We start from the raw sequence: 12,862 nt of genomic DNA, 5'->3' as shown, positions 1-12,862 counted from the left end.
AGCAAGCGGGCGTGCGCATTCGGCGAGCCGATAGGATGGGCTTCTCACTCCAAGCATTCGTATGGAGGGCTTCACCGATGTCGCGTGGCACGTCCCACTTAGAAGAAAGCTCCGACCTGGTCGGCAGCCCCTACATGCGCAACGCGCCCGTCTCCGGCCTGGTCGACGATCCGGTGCCGACCGGGGGCGACGACCCGCACAAGGTGGCCATGCTGGGGCTGACATTCGACGACGTGCTGCTGCTGCCGGCGGCGTCCGACGTGGTGCCCGCGACCGCGGACACCTCCAGCCAGCTCACCAAGAAGATCCGGCTCAAAGTGCCACTGGTCAGCTCGGCGATGGACACCGTCACCGAGTCGCGGATGGCGATCGCGATGGCCCGCGCGGGCGGCATGGGAGTGCTGCACCGCAACCTGCCGGTCGCCGAACAGGCCGGGCAGGTGGAGATGGTGAAGCGCTCCGAGGCGGGAATGGTCACCGACCCGGTCACCTGCCGCCCGGACAACACGTTGGCCCAGGTTGAAGCGCTGTGCGCCCGGTTCAGGATTTCCGGATTGCCGGTGGTCGACGAGGCCGGGGCGCTGGTCGGCATCATCACCAACCGCGATCTGCGCTTCGAGGTCGACCAGACCCGGCAGGTCGCCGAGGTGATGACCAAAGCCCCTCTGATCACCGCCCGCGAGGGTGTGTCCGCCGACGCCGCGCTGGGACTGCTGCGCCGCAACAAGATCGAGAAACTCCCCATCATCGACGGCCACGGCCGGCTGACCGGGCTGATCACCGTCAAAGACTTCGTCAAGACCGAGCAACACCCACTGGCCACCAAGGACAGCGACGGCCGGCTGCTGGTCGGCGCGGCCGTCGGCGTCGGCGGCGACGCCTGGGTGCGCGCGATGATGCTGGTCGACGCCGGGGCCGACGTGCTGATCGTGGACACCGCGCACGCGCACAACCGGCTGGTCCTCGACATGGTCGGCAAACTCAAAGCCGAGGTCGGCGACCGCGTCGAGGTGATCGGCGGCAACGTCGCCACCCGATCGGCCGCCGCGGCCCTGGTCGACGCCGGGGCCGACGCGGTCAAGGTCGGGGTGGGCCCGGGGTCGATCTGCACGACCCGGGTCGTCGCCGGTGTCGGCGCACCTCAGATCACGGCGATTCTGGAGGCCGTCGCGGTGTGTGCACCCGCGGGCGTGCCGGTGATCGCCGACGGGGGATTGCAGTACTCCGGCGACATCGCCAAGGCGCTGGCGGCCGGTGCGTCGACGGCCATGCTGGGCTCGTTGCTGGCCGGCACCGCCGAGGCGCCCGGCGACACGATCTTCGTCAACGGCAAGCAGTTCAAGAGCTACCGCGGCATGGGGTCGCTGGGCGCCATGGCGGGCCGGGCCGGGGCGAAGTCGTACTCCAAGGACCGCTACTTTGCCGACGACGCGCTCTCCGAGGACAAGTTGGTGCCCGAGGGCATCGAGGGCCGGGTCCCTTATCGCGGCCCGCTGTCGTCGGTGATCCACCAGCTGACCGGCGGCCTGCGCGCCGCCATGGGATACACCGGCTCGCCGACGATCGAGGTGTTGCAGCAGGCGCAGTTCGTCCGTATCACCGCGGCCGGGCTCAAAGAAAGCCATCCGCACGACGTCGCGATGACGGTCGAAGCGCCGAACTACTACGCCCGGTGAACAGCGAGCTGGCAATGGTCGAGATCGGGATGGGCAGAGTCGCCCGTCGTACCTTCGAACTGAGCGAGATCAGTATCGTGCCGTCCCGGCGCACCCGCTCGTCGCAGGACGTGTCGACGACCTGGCAGCTGGACGCCTACCGGTTCGAGATTCCGGTGGTGGCCCACCCGACGGACGCCCTGGTGTCGCCGGAGTTCGCGATCGAGCTGGGGCGGCTCGGCGGGCTGGGCGTGCTCAACGGCGAGGGGCTGATCGGCAGGCACGCCGACGTCGGGGCCAAGATCGCGCAGCTGCTCGAGGCCGCCGAAAAAGAGCCCGAACCCTCGGCGTCGATTCGCCTGCTGCAGGAGCTGCACGCCGCGCCGCTGAACCCCGACCTGCTGGGCGCCGCGGTCGCCCGCATCCGCGAGGCGGGGGTAACCACCGCGGTGCGGGTCAGCCCGCAAAACGCCCAGGCGCTCACACCGGTGCTGCTGCAGGCCGGCATCGACCTGCTGGTCATTCAGGGCACCATCGTCTCCGCTGAACGCGTGGACAGTCACGGCGAACCGCTGAACCTGAAGACCTTCATCTCCGAGCTCGACGTCCCGGTGGTCGCCGGCGGCGTGCTCGACCACCGCACCGCGCTACACCTGATGCGCACCGGTGCCGCCGGCGTCATCGTCGGCTACGGCTCCACCCGGGGCGTGACCACCAGCGACGAGGTGCTGGGCATCAGCGTGCCGATGGCCACCGCGATCGCCGACGCCGCCGCCGCGCGCCGCGAATACCTCGACGAGACCGGTGGCCGCTACGTGCACGTGCTGGCCGACGGTGACATCCACACGTCCGGCGAGCTGGCCAAGGCCATCGCCTGCGGCGCCGACGCGGTGGTGCTGGGCACGCCGCTGGCCGAAAGCGCCGAGGCGCTCGGTGACGGGTGGTTCTGGCCGACTGCGGCCGCGCACCCGTCGCTGCCTCGCGGTGCGCTGCTGCAGATCGCGGTCGGCGAACGCCCGCCGCTCGAGCAGATCCTCAACGGTCCGTCCGATGACCCGTTCGGCAGCCTCAACCTGGTCGGCGGTCTGCGCCGGTCGATGGCCAAGGCCGGGTACTGCGACCTCAAGGAATTCCAGAAGGTCGGCCTGACCGTCGGCAGCTGAGCTTCGCGCTCGAGGGCCACTGGCTTGTTACCGGCGAGTAAGGCCATACTGGTTCCATGCAGCCAGATTTCGACGTCCTGATTATCGGTTCGGGTTTCGGCGGCAGTGTCAGCGCGCTGCGCCTGACCGAAAAGGGTTACCGGGTAGGCGTATTGGAGGCCGGGCGCCGCTTCTCCGACGAGGACTTCGCGAAGACGTCGTGGGATCTGCGCAAGTTCCTGTGGGCGCCGCGGCTGGGCTGCTTCGGGATTCAGCGCATCCACCCGCTGCGCGATGTGCTGATCCTGGCCGGCGCCGGTGTGGGCGGTGGCTCACTGAACTATGCGAACACGCTGTACGTGCCGCCGGAGCCGTTCTTCAAAGACCCGCAGTGGTCGCATATCACCGACTGGCGTTCCGAGCTGATGCCGCACTACGAGCAGGCGAAGCGGATGCTCGGCGTCGTCACGAATCCGACCTTCACCGACGCGGACCGCATCATGAAGGAGGTCGCCGACGATATGGGCTGCGGCGACACCTTTGTGCCCACCCCGGTCGGCGTGTTCTTCGGCCCCGACGGCACCAAGGCGCCTGGCCAGACGGTGCCCGATCCGTACTTCGGCGGCGTCGGGCCCGAGCGCACCGGTTGCCTGGAGTGCGGCTCCTGTATGACCGGCTGCCGGTACGGCGCCAAGAACACGCTGCTGAAAAACTACCTGGGACTGGCGGAATCTGCTGGTGCACAAGTGATTCCGATGACAACGGTGAAGAGTTTCGAGCAGCGCCCCGATGGGTTATGGCAGGTGCGCACCGTGCGCACCGGCAGCTGGCTGCGTCGAGATCGGCGCACATTCACCGCGTCGTACGTGATCCTGGCCGCCGGCACCTGGGGGACCCAGCACCTGCTGTTCAAGATGCGGGACAAGGGCCGGCTGCCTCGCCTGTCGAAGCGGTTGGGCGTGCTGACGCGGACCAACTCCGAATCGATCGTGGGCGCCGGGCGATTGAAGGTCTCGCCGGACCTGGATCTGACGCATGGGGTGGCGATCACGTCGTCGATCCACCCGACGTCGGACACCCACATCGAGCCGTGCCGATACGGCAAGGGCTCCAACGCGATGGGGCTGCTGCAGACCTTGATGACCGACGGCCCCGGACCGCAGGGCACGGACGTGCCGCGGTGGAGGCAGTTACTGGACGCCGGCGGCGAGGACCCGGCCAAGATGCTGCGGCTGCTCAATCCGCGTCAGTGGAGCGAGCGCACGATGATCGCGCTGGTGATGCAGCACCTGGACAACTCGATCACCACCTTCACCAAGCGCGGCAAGTTGGGCATCCGCTGGTTCTCCAGCAAGCAGGGTCACGGCGAGCCGAACCCGAGCTGGATCCCGGTCGGTAACGAGGTCACCCGGCGCATCGCCGAGAAGATCGACGGTGTGGCCGGCGGGACCTGGGGTGAGTTGTTCAACATGCCGCTGACCGCGCACTTCCTCGGCGGTGCGGTGATCGGCGACAGCCCCGAGCGCGGGGTCATCGACCCGTATCACCGGGTGTACGGCTACCCGACGCTGTTGGTGGTGGACGGCGCGTCGATCTCGGCGAACCTGGGCGTCAACCCGTCGCTGTCCATCACCGCGCAGGCGGAGCGGGCGGCCTCGCTGTGGCCGAACAAGGGCGAGATCGACGAACGGCCGCTGCAGGGTGACACCTACCGGCGGCTGGCGCCGATCACGCCAGCGCACCCGGTGGTACCCCTCGATGCACCGGGTGCGCTGCGTTGGCTGCCGATCGATCCGGTCAGCTCCGCGAGTTGACCCCTCGTCAGCTCGCCAGCGCTTCCAGCGGCGCGCCGGACAGCACCCGGCTGCGTTCGCCGTGCACGTTGACCGGCACATCGCCCACCAGCGTGACGCGGCGCATCAGCCGCGGCTCGTTGTCGTAGTCGTCGACGGCCCGGTGCTGGGTCGCTCTGTTGTCCCAGATGGCGACGTCGCCGGCTGCCCAGTTCCAGCGAATGGTGTTCTCCGGCATGGTGATTCGGCGTTGCAGCAATTCGTGCAGCACGGCTGACTCGTGGCCGTCCAGGCCGACGAAGTTGCGCACGAAGTCGCCGAGGAGCAGGGTGTGTTCGCCGGTCTCCGGGTGCACCCGCACCACCGGGTGTTCGGTGCGGAAGTCCGGCTTCTCGAACACCTGCCGGAAGGCTGCCTCGGCGTCGGTCAACAAAGCCTGGGCTTCCGCGGTCACGTAGTCGTAGCGGTTGCTGTGCACCGCCCACAGGTTCTCGACCAGGGACTTGAGCGGCGCGGGCAGCTCGTCGTACGCCGCGACCGTCGAGGCCCACAGCGTCGAGCCGCCGTAGCTGGGCAGGATCACCGCACGAAGGATCGAGGCCGCCGGGTAGTTCGCGGCAAAGGTGACATCGGTGTGCCATCGGTTGGCCTTGCCGAATTCGGAGTTGATCGGCGTGATGACCGGTGCGTCCGGCATGGCCATCATGGTCGCCGGGTGGCCGACCGGGATGCCCAGCAGCCCGGCGAACGCCAGCTGCCCCGCGTCGTCGAGCTGATCCTGATCGCGGAAGAAGATCACCTTGTGGGTCAGCAACGCCTGGTGGATCTGCTCGATGGTGTCTGGGTTCAGGCCACCTCCGAGGCGCACTCCATCGATGCGGGCGCCGATGCGGCTGCCCAGCTTGGTGACGGTTACGGAGTCGGTCATTTTTGTATTCCTTTGCGTGAAAGCCGTGTAGTCAACTGACTACATCCGTTAGTGTAGACACATGACTACAGCTTCGGCAAGTGCCTCCCGCGGTTCGATTCCCACCGGGCGCGAAGAGGTGGTCGCGGCGATCCTGTCTGCCGCCACCGACCTCTTCGCGGAGCGCGGTCCGGCCGCGACGTCGATCCGCGACATCGCCGCTCGATCGAAGGTCAACCACGGGCTGGTCTTCCGGCATTTCGGCACCAAGGACCAGCTCGTCGGTGCGGTGCTGGAAAATCTGGGTACGAGCCTGACCGAACTGCTGAACTCTGGCGCTTCGTCGGACCTGGTCGATCAGGCGCTTGACCTGCAGATGCGGGTCATGGCCCGCACACTGCTCGACGGGTATCCGGCCGCGCAGCTGCAAAAGCGGTTCCCGAACATCGCGACCCTGATCGACTGGGTGCGACCGGTCCATGGCGACGACGTGAGTGCACGGATCGCGGTCGCCAACGGCCTTGCGCTGCAATTCGGGTGGCGGCTATTCGCGCCGATCCTGCGTTCGGCGACCGGGCTCGACGAACTGACCGACGACGAAATACGCGAGATCGTCCGCGCCGAAGTGGCGCGGATCCTCAATCCGGCTGATCCCGCGTAGGGGCTTAGCGGTGTGTCCCTGCGGCTAACGCCCGCCGGTGCATCGGCTCGCGACCTGGCGGCTGCGGCGGTGGCGGCAGCAGCGGCGTGCGTTTGCGCACCGCGATGGTCTTCGGCGCCTCGGTGCTCAGCTCCACGTTGTCGCCGGCGTGGCGGATCAGCAGCTTGCCGCCGGGCCCGTCGCGCACCGTGTAGGTGACGTCCGAGTGGTTGGCGTCCACGGTCACCCGGAAATCACGCCACCGCAGCCGGAATCGCAGTCGCGTAATGCCATCGGGCAGTTGAGGATCCAGCGACAGGATGCCCTCGTCGTCGCGCAGGCCGCCGAAGCCGTTGACGATCGCCATCCACGCGCCGGCCAGGGAGGCCATGTGCAGCCCGTCACGGGTGTTGCTGTGCAGATCGCGCAGGTCGATCAGCGCGGCCTCGTAGGCATAGTCGTGGGCCAGCTCCAGGTGCCCGACGTCGGCGCACATCACCGCCTGGGTGCAGGCAGACAGCGACGAGTCGCGCACCATGCGGCGCTCGTAGTAGTCGACGTTGCGGGCTTTCTGCTCGGGCGTGAACGCGTGACTTTGCCACTGCATCGCCAGCACCAGGTCGGCCTGCTTGATCACCTGCGTCGGGTACAGGCGGACGTAGGCCTCGTGCAACAGCAGCGGATATTTGTTGTTCTTCTCGAAATCCCACTCCGCGAACTTGGTGAAGCCTTCGCACTGCTGGTGCACGCCGAGTTCCTCGTCGTACGGGATGTTGACGGCGTCGGCGGCGTCACGCCACGCGGACGTCTCCTCGGAGGTGACGCCCATCGCGAGGGCCGACTCCGGGTGGCGGTTGCAGGCCTCGGCGGCGGTGATCAGGTTGTGCGCGGCCATCAGGTTCGTGAACACGTTGTCGCGGACGATCGCGGTGTATTCGTCGGGCCCGGTGATCCCCTCGATGTGCCAGACACCGTGGCGATCGTGGTGCCCCAGCGACATCCACAGCCGCGCGGTCTCGATCAGCACCGTGATGCCGACCTCTTCTTCGAGGGTGTGGTCGTCGGTGACGACGCGGTAGCGCTCGAAGGCCATCGCGATGTCGGCGTTGATGTGAAACGCCGCCGTGCCGGCCGGCCAATAGGCCGAACACTCCTGACCGCGGATCGTCCGCCACGGGAAGCTGGCGCCTTTGAGGCCGAGTTCGGCCGCCCGGTCCCTGGCCAGGTCGAGGGTCGACGCGCGCCAGCGCAGTGCGTCCGCGACCGCGTGCGGCAACGTGTAGGTGAGCACCGGCAGCACATAGCCCTCGGTGTCCCAGAAGGCGTGGCCGTCGTAGCCCGTTCCGGTCAGCCCTTTGCTGGGGATCGCCCGGCGCTCGGCGCGGGCGCTGGCCTGCACCAGGTGAAACAGCCCGAACCGCACCGCCTGCTGGGATTCCGAGTCGCCCTCGACCTCAACGTCGGCGTTCTCCCAGAAGTCGTCGAGGTATTCGCGCTGGGCCTTCAGCAGCCCCTCCCACCCGCTGTAGCGGGCGCTGTGCAGTGCTGCGGCGACCTGGTCGCGCAGCGAGGGCCGCGAGCGCTGGCTGGACCAGCCGTACGCGAGGTATTTGACGATGCGCAGCTTCTGCCCTGGGCGCAGCCCGCAGATGACGGTGGTCCTGGCCAGATCGGGACGCGCGTCGGTGCTGACCTCGACACGACCCGGCACCTCGACCTCGTGATCCATCCCCGCGGCCATCATCAGAGCGCTGGCCCTGGTCCGGTGCATGAGCACCGCACCCCGCTCCAGGGCTTCGTGCTCGACGGCCTCAAGCGGGTTGTCCAGGATGGCGGACACCCGCGGGTCGGCCGAGGTCTGTGGCTGGTCCTCGTTGGTGACCAACTCGGACTGCACGGTCACCCGGACGAACTCGCCGACCGCCTCCACGACGTACTCGATGGCGGCGACACTGCGATTGGCCAGCGACACCAGCCGGGTCGAAGTCACCTTGACTTCCTTGCCCACCGGCGAGCGCCAGTGCGCGATCCGCGTCAGGGTTCCGGCTCGCATGTCGAGACACCGCTCGTGGGAGACCAGGTTGCCGTACCGGACATCGAAGGGTTCGTCCTCGACGAACAGGCGAAAGATTTTGCCGTTGGTGACGTCGACGACGGTCTGACCGGCTTCGGGATACCCGTAGCCCGCCTCGGCGTAGGGCAGCGGCCGGATTTCGTAGAAGGAGTTCAGATAGGTGCCGGGCAGGCCGTGCGGCTCGCCCTCGTCGAGGTTGCCGCGCAATCCGATGTGCCCGTTGGACAACGCGAACAGCGATTCCGACTGGGCGATGAGGTTGAGGTCGAGCCGGGTCTCGCGGACCGCCCACGGTTCGACCGGGAAGGCTTCCTGCGTGATCATGCCTGCAGCAATTCGGCGAGATCGGTCACCACGACGTCGGCGCCGTGCTTGAGGAGATCTTCGGCCTGGCCCACCCGGTCGACACCCACCACATAGCCGAAGTTGCCGGCATGGCCTGCTGCCACACCCGACAGCGCGTCCTCGAACACGGCGGCCGCGTCGGGGGCGACGTCGAGCAGCTGCGCCCCCCGCAGGAACGAGTCGGGGGCGGGCTTGCCGGGTATGTGCTCTTCGCGCAGCGTGTTGCCGTCCACCCGCTGCTGGATGAACCGGTCCAGACCGGTGATCTTGAGTACCTCGGGGGTGTTGGCGCTGGCCGACACTACGGCAATACCCAGACCCGCCGCCGAGGCCGCCTCCAGGTAGCGTCGCGATCCGTCGAATACCTCGACGCCGTCTTTCTCAAGGACCTTCTGGAACATCTCGTTCTTGCGGTTGCCCAGGCCGTAGATGGTATCGGCGTCACCGGAATCGTCGGGACCACCTTCGGGCAGCTCGATTCCCCGGCTCTGCAGGAACGACCGCACCCCGTCTTCGCGTTTCTTGCCGTCCACGTACTTTCGGTAGTCCGCGGCGGCATCGAACGGGACGAACTTCTCGCCGCTGCGCGTCGCCCGTTCGGACAGGAAGGCGTCGAACGTCGCCTTCCAGGCCTTGGTATGCACGCTTGCGGTATCGGTGAGCACGCCGTCGAGGTCGAACAGGCAGGCGCGCACCTTCTCTGGCAGACCCAGCACAGCGGATCCTCACTTGTTGGAGTGGTCGGGCGTTACCACTTCACCATGCTTGCCGGTGTGCCGCCAGCGAACCGCGCGATGTTTAACTCGCCCGAGCGATCCCCTGGATAACCCGCAGTCGTCCGTCCGCCAGCGCCCCGGTCAGATTTTCGGCTTTGCGGCCGAAGTCGGTGACGAAGTTGTGCAGACCCAGCGGGTTAGGGGGCTGGGCGAGAATGACTTGCATGACCGCGGTCGCCTGCTCGGTGAGATCGTTCCAGTGTTCGATTGCGAATCCGGATGACTCGATAACGCCGCGCAACTCGTCGGGAGCGACCAGATGGCTGCGTGCGGGTTCGTCGGCCCAGGGCAGGGGATAGTCGAGTCGGCCAGACCCGCCAATTGTGATGTCCCACAAGGCAAGCCGCCCGCCGTCGACCAGCACCCGGCGCGACTCGCGGTACAGGCGCGTCTTGTCGGCGATGTTCATCTGCACATGCTGGCTGACGGCGATGTCGAAAACTCGGTCAGCGAAGGGGAGTTCGGTGACATCTGCCTGCTGAACGGAGATCCGGCCGTCCAAACCGACGAGTCGATTGAGCCAGCGGTGCGTCTCGCAATATTCGTCCGTCAGATCCACGGCGTTGACCGTGCACCCGAAGCGCTCCGCGATGTAGCGCGCGGTGCCGCCGATTCCGCTGCCTGCGTCGAGCACCGCGCTGTCACCGGCGATCTCGGCCAAGTCCACCAGCTGACTTGTGGCGATGCGGCCCATGGTGTGGAAGTCCTCCAGCAGCCCCAGATCCGCGGGTTCGAGGTGGTCGAGGTCCTTTCCGGCCGCGATCAAGGCCTGTTCGATGTTGCGCCGGGACAACCCGGTCGCGTATTGGTTCGCGATTGCGTTGTTCATGCGGGGATCCTCTCGATGTGTTCGGTCTGCCACTGCACGGATTGGCCCGAAAGCTGGGGATGCGCGGGCCGGGGATGTTGCTGGAGTCGGTCGAACCGATCCAGCCGGTGCATCGGTACCAGCCCGGTCAACGTGAAGTTCACGATTTGCCGGATGAAATTGACTGCGGTGCGCCGGGATTCGGGCCCGGTGACGTAGCGGCGCGCGATCGTCAGGAAGTCTTCGGGTTCGACACCCGCGACATCATGGACGTGCGTTGTCGGGCCACCTACTGCAAAGGTTCCCAGGGGATACTCGGGCAGGTAGTGGCGCAGACTGGATTCGAAATACAGGTCGGTGCCGAGTCGTTTGGCGTTGACCCGGATGGCGCGCATGAACATCCACGGGGGTATGTCGATGTGGCGCACGCGCCGGCCCAACGCCTCACCAAGCGCGTCCGCAATCTCGGGACCGGATAATAGCGCCGGTCCCGTCGGACGGTAGGCGCGACCGTCGTGACGGTGTGGGTCGAGCAGTGCGCCGACCGCCACCCGAGCGATGTCCTCATTGGAGGGCGGCGCATTTCGGCCCGACCCCGTCGGCGTCGGCATGATTCCCAGTTGGGCGGCCATTGGGACCAGCTGCAGATAATTGTCGGCGAAGTAGCCGGGATCGACCGCGACATGGGCGGTGTCGGGCAGCAGTTCGAAGAGCTTGTCGGTCAGCCAGGCGTGCCGCGTCATCAGCGACGGATGCTCGGGACTGGCCAGCCATTGTCCCAGCGCCACTACGGCTTCCACGCCTGAGCGCCGCGCCGCCACGGCAAATGCGACTGCACTGTCGAGGGCATGCGGGTGGTAAGGAGGGTTGAAGTACAGCCGGTCGACCCCGTCCATTGCAGCTTGAACCTGCTGGATGTCAAACATGTCGGCGACGACGATCTCGGCCCCTAGGCTCCGCAATCGTGCGCTGCGGGCGTCGTCGCGATGGACCATGGCCCTGATGGGCACGCCCCTTTCCAGCAGTTGGGCAGCGACCGCGCTCCCGATCTTGCCGGTGGCGCCGGTTACCAAAATGCGATTATTCATCGGGTTTCCCTTTCCAATAGCTCCCAGTTGATCTCCGAGACGTTTGCTTCGCGCCCCGCCCGGGCGGGCAGTAGCCAGGCGACGACGACCGCTGCGCCCAAGGCGATTGCGGCGCACACCAACGATCCGACTTGCAGGCCGTCGAGGAAGGCGCCATTGACGGCTTCGCGGACCGGGGGGACCCGTTCTGCCGGCAGATGCGCGATCACGCTGTGCGCCAATGCCATTGATCGCCCCATGGCCGCGTGAACATCCACGGGCAGGCTCGCCAGGCTGGCCGCCGAGCCGATACCGCTGCTGTACACCGATGCGAAGACGCTGCCCACGATCGCGACGCCCAGGGTGCCGCCGAATTCGCGCGTGGTGTCGTTGACGGCTGAGCCGATGCCGGCCTTGTCGGCGTCCAAGGATCCCATGATCGCTTCGGTGGCCGGCGCTATCGTCAGCCCGAGGCCGCCGCCGAGCAACAACATCTGCGTTGCGATCTGGCTATAGGGCGTGGCCGCATCCGCTGTGGAGGCCCACGCCAGGCCGGCCGCGAACACGGCCAGGCCGCCGGCGGCGACGGCGGTGGTGCCGACCCATTGCACGAGTCGGGGGCCGAGGATGCTGGCCAACGCGATCGAAATGGCGACCGGCAGTAATCGCACGCCGCTCTGAAATGCTGTGTAGTTCTTGATGAATTGGAAGTACTGGGTGATCACGAAAATAAATCCGAATAGCGTCAGAAAGCTCGCGGTCACTGCCAGGCTGCCGCCGGAGAACCTACGGTTGGCGAACACCGAGATGTCCAACATGGGATGGGTGCTGCGTCGCTCCCACAGCGCGAACCCGACGAGAACGACGGCGGCCAGGGTGAAGCCGGTCGTGGCCCGGGTGCTGGTCCAGCCCCACGAGGGCGCTTCGATGACGGTGTAGACCAGCGCAGTGATGCCGATCGCGGACAGGATGAAGCCGGGGACGTCGATCCGGGGGGCGGCGGGATCGCGGGAGGTGGGGACGAACAGGACCCCGCCGATGATGGCCACCATCGCGATCGGAATGTTCACCATGAAGATCGCGCCCCACCAGAAGTGTTCGAGCAACCAGCCACCGCTGATCGGTCCGACCGCCACGCCGACGCCGACCATTGCCGCCCATAGTCCGATCGCCTTGGCGCGGGGTATCGGTTCGGTGAAGATGTTGGTGATCAGCCCCAGCGTGGTCGGGAAGATCACCGCGGCGCCCACGCCCATGGCAGCACGTCCGGCGATGAGTGCATCCGCCGAATTCACTTGCGCCGCAACGCCCGAAGTGATGGCGAAGAGTGCCAGTCCAAGGCTGAGTGAGCCCCGCCTGCCGTACCGGTCGCTAAGGCTGCCGACCGACAGTAGCAGGCCGGACATGACCAGGGTGTAGGCGTCGACGATCCATTGCAGCTGCGCGGTGTCGGCATTCAGCTCGCGCGACAACGTAGGAAGGGCGACGTTGACGATGGTCGCATCGACACTGATGACGAAGACGCTGAGGCAGATGACGGCGAGCGCAGGAATCGGGTGATTGCGGAACACGGGGTCACGGGTACGCATAGACAAGACGCTAAAGCTAGTAGACAAATAAATCAAGTAACTGATGGAAAAACATGTCTGCTCTTG

Annotated in this window: 10 protein-coding genes; 4 read left to right on the top strand and 6 right to left on the bottom strand. The window is 66.8% G+C overall.

Annotated features, from left to right (window positions below; all coding sequences use genetic code 11):
- Positions 1-77 precede the first annotated feature (77 nt).
- The 3 genes from guaB to MNAB215_RS03430 are packed head-to-tail and all read left to right on the top strand — an operon-like array spanning position 78 to position 4,611.
- Complete coding sequence (gene guaB / locus MNAB215_RS03440) at positions 78-1,676, top strand: IMP dehydrogenase (protein ID WP_077077465.1); 1,599 nt, start codon at positions 78-80, stop codon at positions 1,674-1,676.
- A gap of 14 nt (positions 1,677-1,690) precedes the next feature.
- Positions 1,691-2,818 carry a GuaB3 family IMP dehydrogenase-related protein gene (locus MNAB215_RS03435; protein ID WP_077078380.1) on the top strand — a complete coding sequence of 376 codons (1,128 nt, stop codon included), beginning with the start codon at positions 1,691-1,693 and terminating at the stop codon, positions 2,816-2,818.
- 56 nt (positions 2,819-2,874) lie between these two features.
- On the top strand, positions 2,875-4,611 hold the full coding sequence (locus MNAB215_RS03430; protein WP_077077464.1) for a GMC family oxidoreductase: 1,737 nt from the start codon (positions 2,875-2,877) through the stop codon (positions 4,609-4,611).
- Between the two features lie 7 nt (positions 4,612-4,618).
- Here the strand turns inward: MNAB215_RS03430 and MNAB215_RS03425 are convergent, their stop codons facing one another.
- Positions 4,619-5,518 carry a TauD/TfdA dioxygenase family protein gene (locus MNAB215_RS03425; protein ID WP_077077463.1) on the bottom strand — a complete coding sequence of 300 codons (900 nt, stop codon included), beginning with the start codon at positions 5,516-5,518 and terminating at the stop codon, positions 4,619-4,621.
- A gap of 61 nt (positions 5,519-5,579) precedes the next feature.
- Here MNAB215_RS03425 and MNAB215_RS03420 point away from each other — a divergent pair, with 61 nt between their 5' ends.
- Positions 5,580-6,158 carry a TetR family transcriptional regulator gene (locus tag MNAB215_RS03420; RefSeq protein ID WP_077077462.1) on the top strand — a complete coding sequence of 193 codons (579 nt, stop codon included), beginning with the start codon at positions 5,580-5,582 and terminating at the stop codon, positions 6,156-6,158.
- Positions 6,159-6,162: 4 nt separating this feature from the next.
- On the opposite strand, the gene MNAB215_RS03415 is transcribed toward MNAB215_RS03420, so the two are convergent.
- The 5 genes from MNAB215_RS03415 to MNAB215_RS03395 all read right to left on the bottom strand — a co-directional run bounded on the left by MNAB215_RS03415 (position 6,163) and on the right by MNAB215_RS03395 (position 12,796).
- Positions 6,163-8,535, bottom strand: coding sequence for a glycoside hydrolase family 65 protein (locus MNAB215_RS03415; RefSeq protein WP_077077461.1), 2,373 nt, complete (start codon positions 8,533-8,535; stop codon positions 6,163-6,165).
- Positions 8,532-9,272 (bottom strand): beta-phosphoglucomutase family hydrolase, encoded by a 741-nt coding sequence (locus MNAB215_RS03410; protein ID WP_077077460.1) that lies wholly within the window; start codon positions 9,270-9,272, stop codon positions 8,532-8,534. The genes MNAB215_RS03415 and MNAB215_RS03410 overlap by 4 nt, the downstream gene beginning before the upstream one ends.
- 82 nt (positions 9,273-9,354) lie before the next feature.
- Positions 9,355-10,161, bottom strand: a complete 807-nt coding sequence (locus tag MNAB215_RS03405; protein WP_077077459.1) for a class I SAM-dependent methyltransferase — start codon at positions 10,159-10,161, stop codon at positions 9,355-9,357.
- A complete protein-coding gene (locus MNAB215_RS03400; protein WP_077077458.1) occupies positions 10,158-11,228 on the bottom strand; it encodes an NmrA family NAD(P)-binding protein in 1,071 nt (356 codons plus the stop codon). Before MNAB215_RS03400 ends, MNAB215_RS03405 begins: the two co-directional genes overlap by 4 nt.
- A complete protein-coding gene (locus MNAB215_RS03395; RefSeq protein ID WP_077077457.1) occupies positions 11,225-12,796 on the bottom strand; it encodes an MFS transporter in 1,572 nt (523 codons plus the stop codon). The genes MNAB215_RS03400 and MNAB215_RS03395 overlap by 4 nt, the downstream gene beginning before the upstream one ends.
- Positions 12,797-12,862 lie beyond the last annotated feature (66 nt).

The organism is Mycobacterium numidiamassiliense (assembly GCF_900157365.1).
Taxonomy (GTDB): domain Bacteria; phylum Actinomycetota; class Actinomycetes; order Mycobacteriales; family Mycobacteriaceae; genus Mycobacterium; species Mycobacterium numidiamassiliense.
The sequence above is the reverse complement of the archived record's forward strand: the minus strand, read 5'-3'. Positions and strand labels throughout refer to the sequence as shown.

Excerpts from the sequence above, each read along its gene's own strand:
- guaB (WP_077077465.1), top strand. The coding sequence starts at position 78 with ATGTCGCGTGGCACGTCCCACTTAGAAGAAAGCTCCGACCTGGTCGGC.
- MNAB215_RS03435 (WP_077078380.1), top strand. The coding sequence starts at position 1,691 with ATGGTCGAGATCGGGATGGGCAGAGTCGCCCGTCGTACCTTCGAACTG.
- MNAB215_RS03430 (WP_077077464.1), top strand. The coding sequence starts at position 2,875 with ATGCAGCCAGATTTCGACGTCCTGATTATCGGTTCGGGTTTCGGCGGC.
- MNAB215_RS03425 (WP_077077463.1), bottom strand. The coding sequence starts at position 5,518 with ATGACCGACTCCGTAACCGTCACCAAGCTGGGCAGCCGCATCGGCGCC.
- MNAB215_RS03420 (WP_077077462.1), top strand. The coding sequence starts at position 5,580 with ATGACTACAGCTTCGGCAAGTGCCTCCCGCGGTTCGATTCCCACCGGG.
- MNAB215_RS03415 (WP_077077461.1), bottom strand. The coding sequence starts at position 8,535 with ATGATCACGCAGGAAGCCTTCCCGGTCGAACCGTGGGCGGTCCGCGAG.
- MNAB215_RS03405 (WP_077077459.1), bottom strand. The coding sequence starts at position 10,161 with ATGAACAACGCAATCGCGAACCAATACGCGACCGGGTTGTCCCGGCGC.
- MNAB215_RS03400 (WP_077077458.1), bottom strand. The coding sequence starts at position 11,228 with ATGAATAATCGCATTTTGGTAACCGGCGCCACCGGCAAGATCGGGAGC.
- MNAB215_RS03395 (WP_077077457.1), bottom strand. The coding sequence starts at position 12,796 with ATGCGTACCCGTGACCCCGTGTTCCGCAATCACCCGATTCCTGCGCTC.